This is a genomic window from Thermostichus sp. MS-CIW-25 (assembly GCF_054060015.1).
In genome coordinates this window covers 1-20,276 of record NZ_JBSSCS010000044.1, presented here as the reverse complement: position 1 = coordinate 20,276, position 20,276 = coordinate 1, and the positions used below count along the sequence as shown (strand labels likewise).

Annotated in this window: 13 protein-coding genes and 1 riboswitch; of the genes, 4 read left to right on the top strand and 9 right to left on the bottom strand. The window is 59.1% G+C overall.

What is annotated here, in order from left to right:
* Window positions 1–133: 133 nt before the first annotated feature.
* From ACVWZ1_RS12520 to ACVWZ1_RS12510, 3 genes are all read right to left on the bottom strand, one after another.
* On the bottom strand, window positions 134–1,666 hold the full coding sequence (locus tag ACVWZ1_RS12520) for a leucyl aminopeptidase (protein WP_457445382.1): 1,533 nt from the start codon (window positions 1,664–1,666) through the stop codon (window positions 134–136).
* Window positions 1,667–1,747: 81 nt separating this feature from the next.
* Window positions 1,748–3,073, bottom strand: a complete 1,326-nt coding sequence (locus ACVWZ1_RS12515) for an FIST signal transduction protein (RefSeq protein WP_457503558.1) — start codon at window positions 3,071–3,073, stop codon at window positions 1,748–1,750.
* Window positions 3,074–3,165: 92 nt separating this feature from the next.
* A complete protein-coding gene (locus ACVWZ1_RS12510) occupies window positions 3,166–4,632 on the bottom strand; it encodes a LysM peptidoglycan-binding domain-containing protein (protein WP_457503556.1) in 1,467 nt (488 codons plus the stop codon).
* A 547-nt stretch (window positions 4,633–5,179) separates the two neighbouring features.
* Here ACVWZ1_RS12510 and ACVWZ1_RS12505 point away from each other — a divergent pair.
* Entirely contained in the window at window positions 5,180–6,793 is a 1,614-nt protein-coding gene (locus ACVWZ1_RS12505; RefSeq protein ID WP_457503555.1) for a cysteine--tRNA ligase, read from the top strand.
* Between the two features lie 300 nt (window positions 6,794–7,093).
* Window positions 7,094–7,235: riboswitch (cyclic di-AMP (ydaO/yuaA leader) on the bottom strand.
* Window positions 7,236–7,393: 158 nt separating this feature from the next.
* On the opposite strand, the gene ACVWZ1_RS12500 is transcribed toward ACVWZ1_RS12505, so the two are convergent.
* From ACVWZ1_RS12500 to ACVWZ1_RS12485, 4 genes are all read right to left on the bottom strand, one after another.
* The gene (locus ACVWZ1_RS12500; protein ID WP_457503553.1) at window positions 7,394–8,929 is read right to left on the bottom strand and encodes a S10 family peptidase; all 1,536 of its coding nucleotides are present in this window, start codon (window positions 8,927–8,929) and stop codon (window positions 7,394–7,396) included.
* Window positions 8,930–9,006: 77 nt separating this feature from the next.
* Complete coding sequence (locus ACVWZ1_RS12495; protein WP_414408003.1) at window positions 9,007–9,600, bottom strand: hypothetical protein; 594 nt, start codon at window positions 9,598–9,600, stop codon at window positions 9,007–9,009.
* A 201-nt stretch (window positions 9,601–9,801) separates the two neighbouring features.
* A complete protein-coding gene (gene thiL, locus ACVWZ1_RS12490; RefSeq protein WP_414419148.1) occupies window positions 9,802–10,824 on the bottom strand; it encodes a thiamine-phosphate kinase in 1,023 nt (340 codons plus the stop codon).
* 114 nt (window positions 10,825–10,938) lie between these two features.
* A complete protein-coding gene (locus tag ACVWZ1_RS12485) occupies window positions 10,939–11,586 on the bottom strand; it encodes a class I SAM-dependent methyltransferase (RefSeq protein ID WP_457503559.1) in 648 nt (215 codons plus the stop codon).
* Window positions 11,587–11,705: 119 nt separating this feature from the next.
* Between ACVWZ1_RS12485 and ACVWZ1_RS12480 the strand changes: the two genes are divergently transcribed.
* A complete protein-coding gene (locus tag ACVWZ1_RS12480; protein WP_011433464.1) occupies window positions 11,706–11,921 on the top strand; it encodes a hypothetical protein in 216 nt (71 codons plus the stop codon).
* A 24-nt stretch (window positions 11,922–11,945) separates the two neighbouring features.
* Here the strand turns inward: ACVWZ1_RS12480 and ACVWZ1_RS12475 are convergent, their stop codons facing one another.
* Both ACVWZ1_RS12475 and ACVWZ1_RS12470 read right to left on the bottom strand, forming a co-directional pair.
* On the bottom strand, window positions 11,946–12,800 hold the full coding sequence (locus ACVWZ1_RS12475) for an ABC transporter permease (protein ID WP_457503551.1): 855 nt from the start codon (window positions 12,798–12,800) through the stop codon (window positions 11,946–11,948).
* Window positions 12,801–12,940: 140 nt separating this feature from the next.
* Window positions 12,941–13,960, bottom strand: a complete 1,020-nt coding sequence (locus tag ACVWZ1_RS12470) for an ATP-binding cassette domain-containing protein (RefSeq protein WP_457466931.1) — start codon at window positions 13,958–13,960, stop codon at window positions 12,941–12,943.
* A 234-nt stretch (window positions 13,961–14,194) separates the two neighbouring features.
* Here ACVWZ1_RS12470 and ACVWZ1_RS12465 point away from each other — a divergent pair, with 234 nt between their 5' ends.
* The gene (locus ACVWZ1_RS12465) at window positions 14,195–15,271 is read left to right on the top strand and encodes a hypothetical protein (RefSeq protein ID WP_457503549.1); all 1,077 of its coding nucleotides are present in this window, start codon (window positions 14,195–14,197) and stop codon (window positions 15,269–15,271) included.
* A gap of 297 nt (window positions 15,272–15,568) precedes the next feature.
* Window positions 15,569–20,176 carry a glutamate synthase-related protein gene (locus tag ACVWZ1_RS12460; RefSeq protein WP_457503548.1) on the top strand — a complete coding sequence of 1,536 codons (4,608 nt, stop codon included), beginning with the start codon at window positions 15,569–15,571 and terminating at the stop codon, window positions 20,174–20,176.
* Window positions 20,177–20,276: the final 100 nt, after the last annotated feature.

The window sequence follows — 20,276 nt, the reverse complement described above, 5'->3', positions numbered from 1 at the left end:
CCGGGCTTGTTTTGTTCTCTGGTAGAGCAGAGCAGGCCCAGGGCTACTGAAAGCCCGCTCCGTACCGCTTAGCGGTCGGAGCCGGGTAGTTTACTAGATGCTTTTTCAAGGCCCAACGTCCAGAAAGGCGGGGTTATGAGCAAGCTGCTGCGGCTTGCCGCGCCAAGACCCACTCCACCAGGGTGCGCACCCCATAACCGGTGGCCCCTTTGTTGTTGTAGCCTGCATCCTTCTCTGTCCAAACGGGGCCTGCTATATCCAGGTGGGCCCAAGGGGTTTTCTCCACAAACTGCTTCAGGAACAGGGCAGCGGTGATGGATCCCCCTGAGCGGGGACCAGTGTTTTTCATGTCGGCCACAATGGAGCTGAGACCCTCGAAGTAGCCTTCCTCCAGCGGCAGGCGCCAGATTTTTTCGCCGGAAAGATTGGCAGCCTGCTGTAGCTCCTGGGCCAGCGTCTCATCTGGGGTGAACAAGCCGGCAATTTCTTCCCCCAGAGCAATCACACAAGCACCGGTCAGGGTAGCCAGATCGAGGATGGCATCAACGCCCAGCTTTTCCGCAAACACCAGGGCATCTGCCAAGGTGAGGCGACCTTCTGCGTCGGTGTTGTTGACCTCGATGGTCTTTTGGTTAGAGGCGGTGAGGATATCTCCCGGATGAATAGCATGGCCGCTGATCATGTTTTCCGTGGCGGCGACGATGAAGTGCAGTTCCGCCTGAGGCTTGAGGGCGGCTAGGGCCCGTGCAGCTCCCAAAACTGCCGCTGCTCCCCCCATGTCGGTTTTCATCATGGCGATGCTGCGGGAGTCGGTTTTGATGTTCAGCCCACCGGAATCAAAGGTCAGCCCCTTGCCCACCAGGGCCAATTTGGTAACAGGATCCCCTTGTGGCGGCTTGTAGGTGAGGTGAATGAACTGGGGCGGCAGGTCAGAGGCTTTGGCCACACCCAAAAAAGCCCCCATCCCCAGAGCCTCGCATTCTTCCTGTCCCAAAATCTCCACCTCTAGACCATATTCCTGGGCCAGTTGGCGGGCGGTATCGGCCAGGGCAAGAGGAGTAACAATGTTGGCGGGGGCAGCCACCAATTCCCGAGCCAAGATGGTTCCTGCCGCCATCTCAATGGCCCGCTGCAGCGCGACTTCGTAATCGGGGCGAGCCTGGGCCAACCCCGGCACCAAGAGAGTTACTTCCTGCACAGAAAAGCTGTTTTCCTCTTCCCCTTTGGCTGAAGATTTAAACCGATTGTCCCGGTGCGCCACCAGTAGGCAGGCTTCGGCCACCGCCTGAACCCCACGCACCCGATCCAACCCCGTCTCCGGCAAAGACAGCATCACCTGCTTGGCTTTTAAGCTGTGAGCCTGGCGCAGGCCGTTGGCTGTGGCCCGTCGTAGGGCTTCTAGCGTTAGGGCCGCGGGATCCCCTAGCCCCACCAACACCAGTTTGCGGATCTCTCCTGTCAGGCGCAGGGCAACACTGCTATTCGGCTTCCCCTGAAACCCCTGCTCCTGAACGGTTTCCGCCACCAGCCCTGACCACGCCTTTTCATCCCAAGAGGCGATCTCAGGGGGCAGAGGAAAGCGGCCATTCCCGCCGGAAGCGGCAAAGCAATAAACCAGGGCACATTCCCCTTGAGTGAGTGGCGGCTCGCTGAGATGAAGCTGCATGAGAAATCCTTGACCAAGCTGTTGACATGGGATCCCCAGTCTATCCAATTTCGCCGGCTCTTAGGGCAAGGGATCCCCCCTCTAGTGGGCGGGCCGGAAGATCCCAAAGCAGGAAGTGTAGCCGTGTAAAAAGGTGGATCCCCCAACGGGGCCGATCTCACCATTGCAAAAGAACCCCCCCAAGGGCAGCTCTCCAAGCAATTCCCGAAACCGTTGCGAGTCAAAATCGGGAGTGCCGTACAGGCCCTTGCCTCGCCCCAAACAGGAGAACATCAACGCCCCACAAGGCTCCGGCCTCGGTTGAGAGGGGCTTTGCCTCAAGTTGCGCTCGGCACAATAGCGGCTGAGGGCCCAACGCAGATCTTCTGCCGAAGTCTGGGCATCCCGCAGATAAAATTGCACCGTCTGGCCAGGGCGCACCTGATCCCCGATGGCCAGCGCCCCCACGCGCGGATCAACGCCCAAGATTACGCGAATGAGGAAATCTCCCGGCGTCGGCTCCGACTTGAACTCATCCATCAGCAGGCCGATGAAGAGAGAGTGGCGGGCCAATCGCTGATCCACGGGACTGAGCCGCTCTGCCAAGTCCTGCAAAACCGCTAGAGGAGGGCGACCCTCCAAGCCAAGAATCACATTCCCCTCTGCTTCCGTCACCCGCAAGGGATCCCCAATGGGGCGACACCCCTGGGCCACCACTGCATCCAGCACCACATTGCCGTAGAGCGCTAGCCCCACTGTGCCCTCTCGATACAGCTCCCGCCGAGGTGTGGAGGTACGCGCATCCAGCAAAAACAGAGCATTGCCCCGAGGGCCGCGGCCCCCACTGGCCAATCCCCCCACTTTGACTGATCCCGGATAGGCGAAATCCAACCCCTGCAGCAACTCTGAGATGCCAGAGGAAAATCCATCGGCCAAGAGCAGAAAATGAGGCTTGCTCTGCGGCGAAACCCCAACACAATCGACCCAGGCAGAAGGAGCCGCATCCAAGTCTGGCAATTGGTTCCCCCGCAGATGAAAAGGATGCAGCACCACCTCCGGCATGACCGCCAAAGACAAGGAGAGAGCCGGGCCATCCTCAATTTCATGCCCGCCACCCACAATGCCACCGCCGGAGCAGCCGATCAAAACGTCCACCTCCAGCAGCCCCGACAGCAATGGCAACACCCGGATGTATTCGCTGGCAAAGGCCGCCGACACAAACAAAACCCCCAGGTTGGGCCGCAGAGGCTGAGAGGGAACATACCCCGTCAGCAGCCCCGGCAAGCTGCCGGATCCCACCGTCTGCACCTGCCGACTCAAGGCACTTTTCAGCTGGGCTGCCTGAAGCTTGGCCTTGGCTTCCTCCACCACCTGCCGCAGAGCCGCTTCTAGGGAAGGGAGCTGGGAGAGCGCGTTCACCCACTGCATCGGCGTGTTCCTACGGTCTGGAGTTTGCTGTCTTTAGGCTAGCAATTTATGGCCGGGCTGGCTGTTCTGCACGGTCTCTGTTCAAGACAGGATCAGGGCAGATAAGGCCGGGGATCCACAGGCGCGCCCCCGCCGGGGCGGACTTCAAAGTGCAGATGCGGCCCTGTGCTCCAGCCAGTGCTGCCGCGGCTCATGATTGTCTGCCCCTGCTGCACGTACTGGCCTGTGGAAACGTAAATCTGATGGCCGTGGGCATAGCGAGTAACAATTCCGTTGGGATGGCGAATGTCCACTCGATTGCCGTAGCCATCCCCAGCATTCCCCGCGAAGATCACCACTCCCTCCTGAACGGCTACAATGGGGGATCCCACGGGGCCAGGAATATCTACCCCTGCATGAAGGCGACCGCGACGGTAGCCAAAGCCAGAGGTGATTTGCCCGGAGACCGGCCAGACAAACCCACTGCTGCGAACCTGGGGAGGGGCTGGAGGGGGCGCTGGCGGAGCCTGTCGGGCGGGAGCTGGGGTGGGCTGCGTACCCGGCGCCGGAATCGTAAGGCGTTGGCCAATGCGCAGCCAGTGGGGATTGCGCAAGTTGTTGGCTTGAATAATGGATCGCTGAGTTACCCCATAGCGGGCGGCGATCCGTTCGATGGTGTCACCGGCTCCAACTGTGTGGGTCAGGGATCCACCGGCCAAGAGGGCCTGCCGTTCTTGTTCCATTTGCTGGGCCCGGCGTTGCTGCTCCGCCTGTAATCGAGCTTGGGCTTCGGCTTGGCGTTGGGCTTCCTCCTCTTGCTGGCGGCGCTCTTCCTCTTCGCGAGCTTTCTGGGCAGCGATCATCTCCTTCTGACGCTGGATCAACTCGCCCACATCGCCGGGGATGAGCAGGCGTTGGCCAATGCGCAGATATTCCGGGCGATCCAGAGGAGTCGCTTCGATAATCCGCTGCTGGGGAACTCGGTAGCGGTTGGCAATGTCCTCCAGTGTGTCTCCCTGCTTGACGGTGTAGATCAATCCCGGCTGGCTGGGGATGAGGAGAACTTGCCCCGGCTTCAGCTCAGTACTGGCCTGAATACCATTGGAGACGGTGATGGCAGCCGCGTCGAGCTGATACATCTGGGTCAGTTGCCAGAGGGTTTCCCCCGGCTGAATTTCATGCTCCAGAATGCCTCTGGGCCCTTCTCCTGTCGGGATTCGCCCTTCTGCGAAGGCTTGGCGCAGCTGCTCCTTTTTCCGCTCGTAGTTTTGCTGCAGAGCGCCAGATAGCGTATGCACAGAGGGTGGGATCGGCTCTACCGCCGGAGACAGGGGGCGATTCAACTGTCGCTGCTGTAGGGTAGCGACTCCGGCCAAGCCCAGCATCAGCAAAAGACCAGTGGCCCAAGCCGGATATCCCCGACGCGCAGGAGCAGAATCCCCCGGCTCTGGATGGGCTGTCTCAGGCTCGGTTGGGCACCTGGGGGTGGCCGGCAGCTGCTCTTCCTCAGCTTCTGCGCAGGGATCCGCCTCCAGCTTCAGAAGCCATACCAGGCCCGTTAAGCTGAGAGAGAGGGCCAAACCAACCCATCTTGGCTTCGACCGCCCAGAGAGAGGGGCTGGAGCCCACTCCAGAAGATAGGCTTCCTCGGCAGATGAATCCGCAGAAGTCCAGGACTGTTCTGAAGGGATCCCCTTTGGGGGTGGGGGGAAAAGGGTGCTCACGGCAGCACCGCGGAAATCCGGCTCCCCCTTTTGGGGACTTGGGAAAGTGGGTTTTAAAGGCATCCTCACACCAACAGGCTGACACTAGAGTGCAAGAGAAGAAGATGTCAAAATGAGGGGCACAAGCCCCTTGGCACCGAGCACCCCTGGGGTGACTCAAGCCGGAGTGGAGTTCGCTAATGAACAGGCTGACTCGCACTCAGGTTAGAGTACCGTAGTTAACAAATCTAGACAAGTCTTGGCAGATAATTTCAGCCAAAATGCTTGCCCCACAATGGTTCCAGCCCTTGGCCCGTTGAGATTTTGTCGAGCCTTATCCGATTCAGGATAAAATGTGCCATCGTACTTTTTTGGAAGACAAAGCCTGTTTTGCTGTAGCTGAAACTACAAACTAGGGATATCAATGGATTTGGTTGTCTACAACACATTGACTCGCCGCAAGGAAGTGTTTCAGCCGCTGGCAGCAGGTAGATCTCGATCCGTTTCCACCGGCGATTCCCAGGGATCCGCAGCTCCGGTTGCGGAGGAGAAGCCCCTGGTGCGGATGTATGTCTGTGGTGTAACGGTTTACGACCTCTGCCACCTCGGCCATGCGCGTACCTACGTGGTTTGGGACATGGTGCGTCGCTACTTGGAGTGGCGCGGCTACCGAGTGAAGTATGTGCAGAATTTTACCGATGTGGACGACAAGATCCTCAAGCGGGCGTTGGAACGTGGCGAATCCATGCAGGCGGTGGCGGAGCGCTTCATCGCCGAATATTTCCAGGACATGGATCGCCTGAACATCAAGCGGGCCGATCTCTACCCGAGGGCAACGCAATCGCTGCAAGCCATGTTCCAGTTAATCCAATCTTTGGAGCTCAAAGGCTTTGCCTACCGGGTACGGGATCCGATTCGACACCAGACCGACCCGTCTTCCCTCCTGCAAGCGGGACACCAGCCAGAGACCCCCGCCTCTGTTCAGTACTCTGTTTACTACTCTGTCCGCAAGTTCCCGGATTACGGCCAGCTATCCGGTCGAAAACTGGAGGAGATGGAGGCGGGAGCCAGTGGCCGGGTAGGAGAAGAAGGAGCTGAGAAACAGGATCCCTTCGACTTTGCCCTTTGGAAAGCGGCCCCCCCTTCTGAGCCGGGGTTTGCCTCCCCTTGGGGTTGGGGACGACCGGGCTGGCACATCGAATGTTCCGCCATGGTGCGAGAGACCCTAGGAGATCACATCGACATTCACGCCGGCGGGGCAGATTTGATTTTCCCCCACCACGAAAATGAGCTGGCCCAATCGGAGCCAATCACCGGCAAGCCGATGGCCAAATACTGGATGCACAACGGCTTTCTCAACATCAACGGCGAGAAAATGTCCAAATCTTTGGGCAACTTCACCACCCTGCGACAGGCCCTCGCCGTCTATCACCCCATGGCCTTGCGGCTGTTCCTGTTGCAGACCCACTACCGCAGCCCGATTGACCTCACCGAGGCAGCCATGCAGGCAGCCAGCCGTGGCTGGGAAACCCTCCAGAAAGGGATCCACTGTGCCCAGCACTTCTGCAAAGAAGAAAAGGGATCCCCTGATGCTGAGGCCATGCAAACCTTCCAAGCTGCCATGGACGATGATTTTGGCACCCCTGGAGCGCTGGCTATCGCCTTTGAATTGGCCAAAGAACTCACCCGCGAACACAACCTGCTCACCCATCAAGGCCAAACCCACCTAGAGCCTCAGGCCCTGAGGCAAAAAAGCGCCGCTCTGCTGGAGATTTTGGCTACTCTGGGATTCTGTTGGCCCTCATTCTCCGAATTCGAGGGATCCACAGAAGCAGCTACAAACGGGGAACTTCACTTTGAAAAGGGAGAGAACCAACTCATCCGAGAAGAGCAGATCGAGGAGCTGATTGCGCAGCGCTCGGCAGCCCGTAAGGCAAAAAACTTTTCAGAGGCAGATCGCATTCGGGATCAGTTGAAAGCCCTGGGCATCACCCTCATCGATCAAAAAGATGGCACCACCCGTTGGCTGCGAGAATAGGGGTTGCGGAGCACTTCTCAGACCTATAGTCACTTCAAGTCAAGAGTGAAACTGTCCCGTTGCCTTGCTTCCCAGCTTTTCTCTTCCTTGGGCCGGGGGTGGTTGCGGAAGCGGCGCAGAGCAGTCGGGAAGTGTCTCAACCTAACTTGTAACCATAAAAGTGAGCCCGTTGGTTGGGCTGTCACTTTCAGGCTATGACTTGTAAGATCTTTCCAAGAAATCCAAGGCGTGATTCCTCAGTTCGTGATAAGGCATCCAGTCGATGTACGCAAAATCCCTCTAGGGCAGACGTACAGCTCTGTAGCCACCTCTTAGTGCCGACGGGGTTAGCTGACGGGCTAGAGCTAAGAGATGCTCTCCCTGGCGTTTGCTCAGAGTAAGCCCCCGAAATGGTTCCCCCGCTCTTGTTCAAAAACTGAACAGGATTAGGCTGGCCAACATGGCTAGATGCTATCAGGGCTGATTCTCGATGTCAAGGCAATGCAATTTTATCCAATTTTATCAATATATTTATCAATATATGTATATGCAATGTATATGCAAACCTGCTGTGGCAAGTCTCTCGGCTAAGGCTTCCAAGAGCCTCAATCCTCCAGTTGCTTAGCGCAGAGTTTGCAACTCTGAGCCCGAAGCCGTTTTTGAGTAGAACGCACGCATTTCTGTAAACCACTCCAATCGCGAGGGATCCCAGGTGTAGAACATGTGTCCGCCGCGATAATGACGTAGGGTGAGGTTGGCCTTCAACCGCGGATCCAACTTCATCAAATCCACCAGGTGATTCGAGGCAAAGTAGGGAGTGACCAGGTCGTAAAAACCATGATGAATGCTCACCCGCATGTGGGGGTTGAGGGCCATGCTGCTGCGCAGCTCGTCCATTGCGCCGATGAATCCTTGCTTCAACTCTCCTTTTAGGGTGAACCGCCAGGACTTGAACACCTCTAGGTTCAGCAGGTGATAGGTCAACTCCGTTTCTACTTGCAAGGTCTCCCGCAAGTGGCTGTTGATGGCCGCCGTGAACAAGCGATCTAGCCCATCCAAGGTGGGATCGGATCCCTCAAAGGTAGGCCGATCCGGAAAGGGATCCACCGTGGTTACAGAAGCATCGTAAAGCCCCAGCACCAGTCGCTGCGACCGCAACAGCTCGCGGGCAAAACTGGCGATATCGATCCGCCCGCCTTTGTGGGCCACATACTCTGGAGATAAGCCGATCCCTGCCGCCATCTCCTGATACACCGCTTGCCGTTCTGCCTCTGGCATCGCCTCTCCCATAGCCAAGAGGGGCAGCAGACGTTGCCGGGCAAAGCGTTCTGCTTTGGGCAGCAGGATCTGCAAATCCTCCCCCCAGCCACACCGTCCATGATGAGCTGCTGTAGCTACGTAGGAAGGGAAAAGCGTTGCCCAAGTGCTGAGGTTGTAATCGTTGGTCTCCAGCAACCCAAACTCAAGTGCAGGCGAGATGAGAATGGCCCCCGACAAGCCTACGCCAAACTTGGATTGCAGCTCCTTGGCCAGCCGCGCCACCCGAAACCCACCGTAGCTTTCGCCGGCAATGAAAATGGGGGAAAGCCAGCGTTTGTATCGGGAAAGGAAGCCCTGAATGAACTCGCCCAAGGATTGCAAATCCCGTTCCACATCCCAGAAAGGTGATTCCTTAGGAGGCTCCTCCGCCTTGGCATCCGGCTGAGGGGGTTTGGCCGCCGGATCGGATTTCTCCCGGGAATCTTTGGCGTCTTGAGAATCCTTGGGCAGGGCGCGGCTGAACCCTGTCCCTACCGGATCGACAAAGACCAGATCGGAAAAGGGCAGCCAGCTTTCGGCATTGTCCACCAGCCGCACCGGAGAGGGAGGCAAACTGCCATTGGGCCCGAAGCCAATCCGTTTGGGCCCCAGCGCTCCCATGTGCAGGTAGGCAGAGGCTGCCCCAGGCCCACCGTTGAACACAAAAGTGAGAGGGCGGTGCTGGGCAGCAGAGTCTTGCTTCAGATAGGCGACGTGAAAGATCTCGGCCACCGGTTTTTCCCGCTGAAAAAGGGTCTGCCAACCGGCCAGCGCTTGGTAGGTGAAGCTTTCCTCTCCAGCCGTAAACCTGTGCTCAGTGGAGGAGAGGGGGGGAGTGGGCTTGGATTCAGTAGCCATGAAATGAAAACAGGGATCGGCAACTTGATCCCCAGTGAATCACAAGTCGCCGACCATCAACACCTCCAAATGGAACCTCACAGCGTCAGCGGAGCTTCCAAGGTCAGATTGAAAGATTGGCCGGGGCGCAGCACCACCACCTGGGGAGCGGTAACATTGCCCACCACCACTCCGGTCACGGCGCCTCCTAAGACATTGCCCACCGAGACTCCGCCCGTGATGGCCCCCAAAATGGCCCCTGCGGCTGCCCCAATGGCTGCATCTTGAGCAATGGCCTCAGCCGAATACTGACGGGGATCCTTTTCGTCGTGGAGGATGTTGGAGGAAGCCCGTAGGCTGTAGGTACGACCGCCGAGAACAATAGAAGTACCGACAAAGCGGGATCCGCCCGGTGCAGGTTCCATCTGTCCAAAAACGCGGCTACCCGCCGGGATCACCAAGCGCCCCTGGCTGTCAAAAATGTTCTGAGTAACGGCCACTTCCAGGGGATAAACGGTGTCCGGGTAAAAGTATTGCGGCTCTTCGCTGCTCAGGCTGCCGACCGGGATAATCGTCCCCTGCTCAAGGCGGTAGGCACCCAATTCAAAAAGCGGCTGAGCCGAACTGGGCAAGGGGGCCAACGCAGGGATCCCGGCCAGGCCAAGAATGGCTGCTGTTAAGATAGCTTTCATGAGTAGAGTCTCCAATGCTTCTCCAAGTTCTGCCGAGTTCTGAGCAGTTGCCTGAAGCTGTTCCAGGTCAATTTGCTTCCTTATCTCAACTTCTCTCCGCTTCTAGGTTACCGAATCCTTCCTGAAGCTTGTTTTCCCCCACAATTAGATTTGTCTTCAACTGTTGGCAGTTTGGGTGACCATCCTGCAGCACAACGCCTCTTAGAAATGCTGGAAGGCTTGCTGACGACTGAGGGCTTGCCCGTCCTTCAGCCAGACGGTTCCCTGCGGATCCCAGCCTGTCACTTCTCCAATCCAAACGGCCCCCGGCAATCTTTCCAACAGATGCTTGGCCACCGACACCTCGGCACTGAGGAGCAGCTCAAAATCTTCGCCCCCATAAAGCGCCCACTCCCAGGCTTGGGCCGGGAAAGCCTGCCGCAAAGCTTTTGAAATCGGGATCCGCTCCACGGCAATCCTTGCCTCCACCCCACTGGCCTGACACACCTGCACCAGGGCATCTGCCAAACCGTCGCTGGTATCCATACCGGCAATGCGCAAGGGATCCGGGATCCCTTCCAAGAGGGGCACCAGATCCAGGCGCGGGCGTGGGTATTGGTGAGCCCTGATCAACTGCTCGCGCTCGGCCGCCGTAGCTGAGGATCCCTGTTCAGGATGGAGAAGCAGCTCCAAGCCTGCCCGCGCATCTCCGTGCGGCCCTGTTACCACCAGCCAATCGCCGGGTTGAGCCCGTCTGCGCTGAATGGCCCGCCCCGGCTGCACCGATCCCAGGGCCGTGATTGCCACAAATCGATGCGGCGACCGACACAGATCCCCTCCCACCAGTTGGCATTCCCAGCGGGCGCAACAGTCCCGCATCCCTTGATAAAGCTCCTCCACCCAAGCAACCGGTGTGGAGCCCGGCAAGCCCAAACCCACCACCAACGCCTGCGGACGGGATCCCATCGCGGCCAGATCCGACAGATTGGCGGCCACCGCGCGCCAGCCCACCGCATGGGCCGGGGTCGTCAGATCGCTGAAGTGAACTCCCTCCACCAACACATCGGTTGTCACCACCAACTGCCCCTCCGGAGCAGCTAACACCGCCGCATCGTCTCCCACCACCTGGGCCGGACAGTAGCGCTGCACGATCTGCAGCAGCCCTGCCTCCCCAATTGCCGAGATGGGTAGGGGGGAAGGATTGCCGTTTTGTGGAGAAGCACTGTCAGGAAGACCGGAGAACAAAACAGCCCTCTGAGGGTAGCGAGGATAGCAAAGCTGAAAAAGCTGATGGATGATGGGTTCTTGTTGGATATTTCCAAGGATCCCGCCTGCACGCCACAGGCAAGCTGGAGAATTCTACCCCGCCGTCCGCTGTCCAATTAGGGCATAGAAGGGATCCCCGCCTCCGCCTGCCCAAAAGCCCAGCCAACCCATAGGGGCAGGCCGCTGGATCACTTTCACCACCTCAAACCCCGGCACCGACTCAAAATAGCGCCTGACCAACTCCACCCGCCCCGCCTCAGAGTTGTCCCGCCAAGCCTGGATCGCCTTCTGGAAAAACATGCGATTGGAGAAGCTGACGATGAAGAGGCCCTGGGGCTTTAGAATGCGATACACCTCTGCAAACACCTGCTCCGGCTGCTGCAGATACTGCACCGAAACCGTATTCAGCACCGCATCGAAGGAGTGATCGGGGAAGGGCAGAACTGGGTTTTGGTTCAAGTTCTGGATGAAGAAGTGATCCAGCCGGGGGTTGGCCGCCAGTTCCTCAGGGTTCATCCCATGCCCCTCCACATGGGCAAACTCCATCTCAGGTGGCAAATGGGAGACCCAACTGCTCATCAGATCGAGAATGCGGGTCTGGGGCCGCAAATGCTCGCGGTATAGATCGGTGAGCTGGCCGATGAAGCCAGAATCCACATGGGTCACAAAGCGGGGATAGCTGTAAAAGAGGGCATCGTCGCTGGGATCCAACTTGGAGCGCTGCCAATCCTTGAGCACCACCATGGCCAAACGGTTGCAAATCTTAATCAAAGCTAACATTTTGGAAGCTTCGGAAAAGGGGTGGGCGTGATACCTTAGCAGAGCAACAGTGGCCATTTCGCGAAGGACTCTTTGCCGTGATGTCTGTGTCTCACCCCTCTTCAGCGGCTCCTTCTTCTTCTGGGTCTAACTTTGGCCTGCGGGAGTACGTAACCGAACTGCAGCTCCACATGGCTCTGCAGGCTCGCAGCCTTACTCCTTCTCTCAGCGTTTCCCCAGCCCAGGACAGCCCCCTGGCTCTGGTGCAGCGGGCACAGGCAGCTATGGAGAAGTCCGTTTCCCGCCAGTGGCTTTGAGGGGCACAGCCTGGGCAGAGAGGCTCAGGCCAAGCTTTTGCGCAACACCCCCTGCACCAGCAGAACCGACACCCCCACAAACCCCGTCAAAAGGCCCAGGGATCCCGCCAGGGTGAGATCGCCCCAGGGAGCCTGCAGCACCACATCGGCCCAGCTCCAGCTATCGCTGCGGTAAACATGGCGGATGGGCTCGATGGCAAAGGTGAGGGGGTTGAGGCTGGCCACCCAACGCAGCCAGGTGGGCATAAAGCTCAGGGGAGCCAAGGCCGTGCTGGAAAAGATCAGGGGCAAGTTCACCAAAAAGATGAAAGCCAGCAATTGCTGGTGCCCCGGCATGGCAAAGGCCAAGCCCAAGCTCAGCGCCGTAAAGCCCAAGACCAACAGGCCCACGATCAAGGCCACCACCGCCAAGCCTGGCCCGTCGGGGATCCCGGCCCCAAGGGCGTAGTCTGCCCCCACAATGACTGCCGTCTGCAGCAACGCCAAGCTGACGATAAACAGGCTAGAAGCAAGAACAATGGAAAAACGAGAGGTGAGGGGAGCCACCAACAACCGGTTCAAAAAGCCAAATTCTCGGTCGAAAATCACCGGCACTCCGGCATTCAAGGCTCCACCAAAAGCCGTAAACACGATGACTCCCGCCCCCAAAAACTGGGTGTAGTTTTGTCCGGCCCCGAAAATGCCGGCAGGAGCATTCTGAAACAAGGCTCCAAACAAAATCAGCCAGAGCAACGGCTGGATAATGCCGGCCAGCAAGGTTGTGGGGCGACGCTTCAGTTGGATAAACAAGCGGCGGGTGAGGGCGAAGGTCTCCTGCCAAAAGTCAGCCGTCAAAAGGGGGATCGGGTTAGATTGAACCGGGGAAGAGGCAGAGGTCATACCCAAGCTCCTGTAGAGTTGTGATCAATGAATGTGTGATGAATGAATGCAGTATCTAATCCATCAACCAATACAACCAATAAATATCTCGATATGCCTTTGTACAGGGATCAATGGGGCTCGATCATGAGGGGATGAAGTTACTTTTTCTTTTTGCCCAGATTGGCCTCGGCAGCGGCCAGCTCCGCATCCATGAGGGTTTGCCCGGTTGCCGCCAAATACACATCATCCAAGCTGGGACGAGATTGGGTGCTGCTGAACACCTCCAGCCCATGAGCTTGCAAGTGAGCGCGGATCTGGCTGAGGGGATCCTCCCCATTCCGCTGCACCACCAGGTTCAGGGCGTTGCCCTGGGCGCTGTTGATCACCACCTTCTGGACAAAGGGCAGGGATCCCAGCAGTTGGGCACCCCGTTGGGCCAGTTCCGCCGGGGCAAATTCCTGCAGCTTGACGGTGATGCGCTCGCCGCCGACGCGGGTTTTCAGCTCCTCTGGGGTTCCCTCGGCAATCACCTTGCCCCGGTCGATGATGGCCACCCGATCCGCCAGCAGGTCGATCTCCTCCAGGTAATGGCTGCTGAGCACCACCGTGATCCCTGTGTTCTTGAGTTGGCGCAGAAAATCCCAGATGGCCAACCGACTGGGAATGTCCAGGCCCACCGTGGGCTCGTCCAAGACCAGCACCTGGGGTTGATGGAGCAGTCCTGCCGCCAGATCCAAGCGTTTGCGCAGCCCGCCGGAGTAGGTACCGATGCGCTGGTCGGCACGGTCGGTCAGCCCCAGCAGCTCCAGGACGGCAGCGATTCGCTCTTGGGCCAGGGGGCGCGGCAGGTGGTAGAGGTCGGCCTGCAACTGCAACAATTCTCGCCCGGTCAGCACCTTATCCAAGGCCACCTCTTGGGCGACAAACCCCAGTTTTTCTCGTACCGCTTTGGGGTTTTCGCTGGCTGGGATCCCGTACACCTCTATCCGGCCTGAGTCGGGACGGAGCAAGGTGCAGAGGCAATGCAAAGTGGTGGTCTTGCCCGCTCCATTGGGGCCGAGAATGCCGTAGATCTGGCCGGGTTCCACCTGAAAGGAGACATCCGCCACGGCCACTGTGGATCCGTAGCGCTTCTGAAGTTGCTGTACCAAGACTGCGGGAGTACTTGACATGGGCATTCACATTTCGCTCCCTCTAGGCTATCAAGCCTCTACAGAAGATGAGGGGTGGCGATCGCCCCCATTTCTTGCCCCTTGCCGCCAACCCCCTAGGGATGGTGGGAGCTGAACCGAGGCTCACGGTATAGTGGTTCAGGCGAATCCGGTGGGGGATCCCTGCCCATCCTTCAACCTAGTCCGGTTGGGTCGAACCCTCGCCAAGGTGTTTGTTGTGGATCTGTGGAGAGGAGATGAATGCTGAAGCCAAAGCGTGCCTCTTGTGGGGGCTCGGATTCCCCCACCGCAAAAGGTTGCCCTGCTGTAGCTTATATAACTTTGGCGCTCTTGGCGCTCAGCTTGGTCGGTTGCGGCGAGGGAACCACTCCCCTGGGCCCACTGGAAAATGTCTTTCTGCGGGCAGATGATTTTGAAATTACAGGGGGATCCCCGGCAGCGGGCGCAGTGGGGCCTTACCTACAGTTCAACATGCGGCGGCAACGGGATAACCAAATCCTAAATCGCCCCCTCAATGTCTATGTGGACAACGCCGGGCTGGCAGAAAGGCGGAATCCCCTTTTGGATAACCAAAACCGTCCTATTCTCTTACAGCGCTCGGTGGCCTTCTTGGGCAATGGGCTGGATCTGAACAGAGATGGCCAGCCGGATCTGCCCCCCAAAGAACCCCCCAGCTTCACCAGTGGCCCGCTGCTGCCCTACGCCCCGCCCAATCAGTGGCAAAGCCGGGCTGCCCTTGCCTATGTTCCCGGACAAGCCAATATCCCCGGACGGGGCCCCAGCGACCGCTTTGGCATCTACTTTTCTTCCATCCTGCCCTACACCGGGCAGCTTCGCTTCCGCGCCCGCGACGAGCTGGGCAATGCCTTTGCCCGCACCTTTGAGGTCACCTATCCGGCAGCAGCCAGCCGCGCCACGGTCACCGTCACCTTGGCCAACCTCACCGCCACTGCCCAAGAGCCAGTTCTCATTGCCATTTGTAACCAGTTGGGAGCTGCTGCCGTGGTGGGCCTGCGGAGTGGCACGTTCACCGAGCTGGTGGATCTCCTGCCGGCCCCAGAGCTGCCGGTGGATCCCATCTTGAGCGAGCCCATCCGCTATGTGGCCGAGGCTTATCAATTTAACCGCGATCGAGCCGTGATCCGCGTCTCCCAAAATCCCGCCGATCCCAGCCGCATGAGCGTTCCTCTACTGGGATTTGAAGGGACAACCGGTCGGGCAGATCTGACGCTGGTGAACTCTGTAGGGGATCGGCTTACCTGCTTCAACGATCGGCTTTCGGATCTGCGGGATACGTTTTCTGACTTTTTCAGATAGCGATTGATCGCAGTTCTCCACAGAGCCAGTTGGCCGTGAGCTGGCGCCTATGCCTCGGTTTTCTCAGATCGTCTCAAAGTCTGCCGGAGAAGCCTGCAGAAGAAGCTCGAAAAATCTGTTCATAGTGAGCCTTTTTGAACTCTACTTCGCTGCTTCCTTCCGCTGGAACATTCTGTTGCCTTACTGGCAAAATCCGGCCCTAACTTGGGGCTGCCCCCTTTTCCTGTCGGATTGGAGTGCGATATGCTGGTTTTCCACCTCTAAAAGCGTGATTTATTCCAAACTGTTTTGACTCCTATGAATCCCCATCGCTCTCAGGTCTCGGTTCCTATCCTGCAGGAAAACTGGCACTTTCAAGAGCGGGATGCTTGCGGGGTCGGCTTTTTGGTGAATCAGCAGGGGAGAGCCAGCCACGACCTCTTGCAGAAAACCCTTCAGGCCCTCACCTGTATGGAACATCGGGGTGGCTGTGGCGGCGACGGCCAGAGCGGTGATGGGGCGGGCATTGCAACGGCAATCCCCTGGTCGCTGTTGCAGGCAGAGAGGGAAGAAATTCGAGCTTGGGATCCCACTCACAGCGCGGTGGGGATGGTCTTTTTGCCTCAGGATCCTGCTGAGTGTCAGGCGGTGCAGCAGGTGATCGATGAGTACTTGACCACCACCGACTGGCAGCGGGTGGTTTGGCGGCAGGTACCGGTCAATCCCAATTGCCTGGGGCCGATGGCGCGGCAGACCATGCCCTCCATTTGGCAGATGCTCCTCACCCATCCCACGCTGGAAGGAGACGAGCTAGAGCAGCAGCTCTATCTGTTGCGGCGGCGCATTCGGCGGCGGGTAGAGGCTCGGTTTGGCTTTTATGCTCTGTATTTTGCCTCTTTGTCCTGCCGGGTTGTCGTTTACAAAGGCATGGTGCAATCGTCGGTTCTGGGCCAGTTTTATCGAGATCTGCAAAACCCCCTCTACACCACCACCTACGCCACCTACCACCGCCGCTTCAGCACCAATACCCTGCCGCGTTGGTCGCTGGCTCAGCCTTTCCGCTACCTCTGCCACAACGGCGAGATCAACACCTACCTGGGCAATGTCAACTGGATGGCCGCCCGCGAACAAACCCTTTCCCATCCCCGCTGGGGTACAGCGGTCGAGGATCTGAAGCCGATTATTGACCCGGGCACCAGCGACTCAGCAGGTCTGGACGCTGTGTTTGAGCTGTTGATTCAGTCGGGCTACTCCACTCAGCAGGCGATGATGGTGCTGATCCCGGAAGCCTATCGCAACCAGCCAGAACTGCAGAATCACCCGGAAGTGGTGGATTTCTACGAGTTCTTCGGCGGCCTGCAGGAGCCTTGGGATGGCCCGGCGATGGTGGTTTTCTGCGACGGCAAAACCATCGGGGCCACGTTGGATCGCAATGGCCTGCGCCCAGCCCGCTACGCTCGCAGCCGCGATGGTCTGCTGGTGGTGGCCTCGGAAGCTGGCGTGGTTCCTCTGCCGGAGACCGACATTTTGGAAAAAGGGCGGCTAGGCCCGGGGCAGATGCTGACGGTGGATCTGCAGAGCGGGCAAATCTGCAAAAACTGGGAGATCAAAACCCAGGTGGCAGCCCAGCACCCCTACGGCGAATGGCTCAAAGCCCATCGCGTTCAGCTCAGCACCCAAGGCTTTGAAAATACCCCTCACCTCTCGGAAGAACAACTGTTACAAGCCCAAACCGCCTTCGGGTACTCCTCAGAAGATGTGGAGATGATCATCGAGGAGATGGCGGCTACGGGCAAGGAGCCCACCTTCAGCATGGGGGATGATGCGCCGCTGGCTGTGCTGTCCACCCAGCCTCATCCCCTCTACGACTATTTCAAGCAGCGCTTTGCCCAGGTCACCAACCCCGCCATCGATCCCCTGCGGGAGAGCCTGGTGATGTCTTTGGATGTGTATCTGGGATCCAAGGGCAACCTGCTGGAGATCCGCCCTGAGCATGCCCGCCTGTTGCAGTTGCGCAGCCCGGTGCTCAACGAAGCGGAGCTGGCCGCTCTGCAGCATACCCCTTTTCCCTGCCACACGCTCCCGATTCTCTATCCGGTGGCTGCTGGCCCAGAAGGACTGGAGGTCCAGGTACGGGCCCTCTGCCAGCAGGCGGCCCAGGCGGTGCGGGGGGGAGCTGAGATTTTAATCCTCTCGGATCGCGGCCTTGATGCCGAGCAGGCTCTGATCCCACCTCTGTTGGCAGTGGGCGCTATCCATCATCACCTCATCCAGGAAGGGCTGCGCCTGCAGACCTCTCTGGTGGTGGAGACTGCCCAATGCTGGAGCACCCATCACTTTGCCTGCTTGATCGGCTATGGGGCCAGCGCCGTTTGTCCTTATCTGGCCTATGAAGCTGTGCGGCAGTGGTGGCACAAGCCCAAGACACAAACCCAGATGGCCACCGGCAAGTTGCCCCAGCTTTCCCTGGCCGAGGTGCAACTGAAGTACCGCGCCGCCATTGAGGCAGGGCTGCTCAAGATTCTCTCCAAAATGGGCATTTCTCTGCTCTCCAGCTACCACGGGGCGCAGATTTTCGAGGCCATTGGCCTGAGCCAAGAGGTGATCGACCTGGCCTTCCGCGGCACGGTGTCGCGGGTGGGGGGCATGACGCTGGCAGATCTGGCCCGCGAGGGCATGGTGAATCACCAGCGGGCCTTCCCCGAACTCACCTCGAAAAAGCTGGAGAACTTTGGCTTTATCCAGGCGCGGCCCAAAGGCGAATACCACATCAACAGTCCAGAAATGGCCAAACTGCTGCACAAGGCCATCGAATCGGGTCAGCCTGCCCACTATGAGATCTACAGGGCCCACCTGCGCAGCCGCACCCCCACCGCGTTGCGAGACCTGCTGGATTTCCGCAGCGACCGGGATCCCATTCCCTTGGAGGAAGTGGAACCGGTGTCGGAGATTTTCAAACGCTTTGCCACAGGTGGGATGTCCTTGGGGGCCCTCAGCCGCGAGGCCCACGAGACCCTGGCCATTGCCATGAACCGCATCGGCGGCAAGTCCAACTCCGGTGAAGGCGGGGAAGATCCGGAACGATACCTCCCCATCACCGATGTAGGCCCAGATGGCACCTCGGCCCGCTTTCCCCACCTGAAGGGGCTGCGCATGGGGGACAACGCCAGCTCGGCGGTGAAGCAGGTGGCCTCGGGCCGCTTTGGCGTGACACCGGAGTATTTGCTCAACGCGCGGCAAATTGAGATCAAGATAGCCCAGGGGGCCAAGCCGGGCGAGGGCGGGCAACTGCCGGGCAAAAAGGTCAGCCCCTACATCGCCAAGCTGCGCCGCTCCAAGCCGGGGGTGACCTTGATCTCGCCGCCGCCCCACCACGACATCTACTCCATTGAAGATCTGGCGCAGTTGATCTTCGACTTGCACCAGGTGAACCCCCAGGCCCAGGTGTCGGTGAAGCTGGTGGCGGAGGTGGGCATCGGCACGGTGGCGGCAGGAGTAGCCAAGGCCAACGCCGACATCATCCAAATCTCCGGCCATGAAGGGGGCACAGGGGCTTCCCCCTTGAGCTCCATCAAACATGCCGGGGCACCTTGGGAGTTGGGCCTGGTGGAGGTGCATCATACCCTGCTGGAAAACGGCCTACGGCAGCGCTCCATCCTGCGGGTGGATGGCGGCATTCGCACGGGTTGGGAAGTGGTGATGGCGGCCATGCTGGGGGCAGAAGAGTTTGGCTTTGGCACGGTGGCCATGATTGCGGAGGGGTGCATCATGGCGCGGGTATGCCATACCAACAATTGCCCGGTGGGGGTGACCAGCCAGAAGGAAGAGCTGCGCAAGCGCTTCCCCGGCACACCGGATCACGTGGTGACCTTCTTCACGTTTGTGGCGGAGGAGGTGCGCCAAGTCTTAGCCCAACTGGGCTACCGCTCTCTGAAGGAGGTGATTGGACGGGTGGATCTGCTCTGTCCGCGGGCCGATGCCGTTCTCCAGAAAACCCCATCCTTGAACTTGGAGTGTCTGCTGCGAACTCCCCCCGGTTTTGATCCCAACACCCTGCCCGACTGGTTGGAGCATGAGCCGGTTCACGCCAACGGCCCGGTGCTGGATGAGCAGATCCTGGCTCAGCCGGAGGTGCAGAAGGCGGTGGAAACCTGCGGCACGGCCACGGTGGAGATCCCTATCGCCAACACCGACCGCTGCGTAGGCGGGCGCATTGCCGGAACCTTGGCCCGCTTGTACGGAGATACCGGCTTTGCCCAACAGGGGGGGCAGTTGGATCTGCGCTTTGTCGGCAGCGCCGGCCAGAGCTTTGGCGCTTTTACGCTGGCGGGGATGCGCCTGACCCTGACAGGAGAAGCCAATGACTACGTGGGCAAAAGCATGTGCGGGGGTGAGATCGTCATCTTGGCTCCCGGCGATGCGCCACGGGATCCCTCGGAAAATGTGATCTTGGGCAATACTTGCCTGTACGGAGCCACCGGGGGTTACCTATTCGCCAACGGCCAGGCAGGGGAACGCTTTGCGGTGCGCAACTCGGGAGCGCAGGCGGTGATCGAGGGATCCGGCGACCACTGCTGCGAGTACATGACCGGTGGTGTGGTGGTGGTGCTGGGGCGGGTGGGCCGCAACTTGGGGGCTGGGATGACCGGCGGCCTGGCCTATGTGCTGGATGAGCAGGGCGACTTTCCCGCCAAGGTCAACGGGGAGATCGTGCGCATTCAGCGGGTGCAGACGGCGGCAGCAGAGGCACAACTGAAGAGCCTGATCCAGGAGCACTATCGCCGCACCCATTCCCCCAAAGCGGAGCGCATTCTGCAAAATTGGGAATCCTGCTTGCCCCTGTTTTGGCAGGTGATCCCGCCTTCGGAGGAGGGCAGCGAGCTGACGGATCCCTTGCGATCCCAGCCGCTGGCAGTGGAGTCTTAAGGATCTCTCAGCTAGAAATCGCAGGAGCCCCGCACTGTACCCGTAGGGTCAGTGTCGGGAGGAATGCGGAAGTTATGATAGAACCATGACCCAAGTCCTG

Excerpts from the sequence above, each read along its gene's own strand:
- ACVWZ1_RS12470 (WP_457466931.1), bottom strand. The coding sequence starts at position 13,960 with ATGCCCATGTCAAGTACTCCCGCAGTCTTGGTACAGCAACTTCAGAAG.
- ACVWZ1_RS12520 (WP_457445382.1), bottom strand. The coding sequence starts at position 1,666 with ATGCAGCTTCATCTCAGCGAGCCGCCACTCACTCAAGGGGAATGTGCC.
- ACVWZ1_RS12475 (WP_457503551.1), bottom strand. The coding sequence starts at position 12,800 with ATGACCTCTGCCTCTTCCCCGGTTCAATCTAACCCGATCCCCCTTTTG.
- ACVWZ1_RS12480 (WP_011433464.1), top strand. The coding sequence starts at position 11,706 with ATGTCTGTGTCTCACCCCTCTTCAGCGGCTCCTTCTTCTTCTGGGTCT.
- ACVWZ1_RS12460 (WP_457503548.1), top strand. The coding sequence starts at position 15,569 with ATGAATCCCCATCGCTCTCAGGTCTCGGTTCCTATCCTGCAGGAAAAC.
- ACVWZ1_RS12495 (WP_414408003.1), bottom strand. The coding sequence starts at position 9,600 with ATGAAAGCTATCTTAACAGCAGCCATTCTTGGCCTGGCCGGGATCCCT.
- ACVWZ1_RS12515 (WP_457503558.1), bottom strand. The coding sequence starts at position 3,073 with ATGCAGTGGGTGAACGCGCTCTCCCAGCTCCCTTCCCTAGAAGCGGCT.
- ACVWZ1_RS12465 (WP_457503549.1), top strand. The coding sequence starts at position 14,195 with ATGCTGAAGCCAAAGCGTGCCTCTTGTGGGGGCTCGGATTCCCCCACC.
- ACVWZ1_RS12505 (WP_457503555.1), top strand. The coding sequence starts at position 5,180 with ATGGATTTGGTTGTCTACAACACATTGACTCGCCGCAAGGAAGTGTTT.
- ACVWZ1_RS12500 (WP_457503553.1), bottom strand. The coding sequence starts at position 8,929 with ATGGCTACTGAATCCAAGCCCACTCCCCCCCTCTCCTCCACTGAGCAC.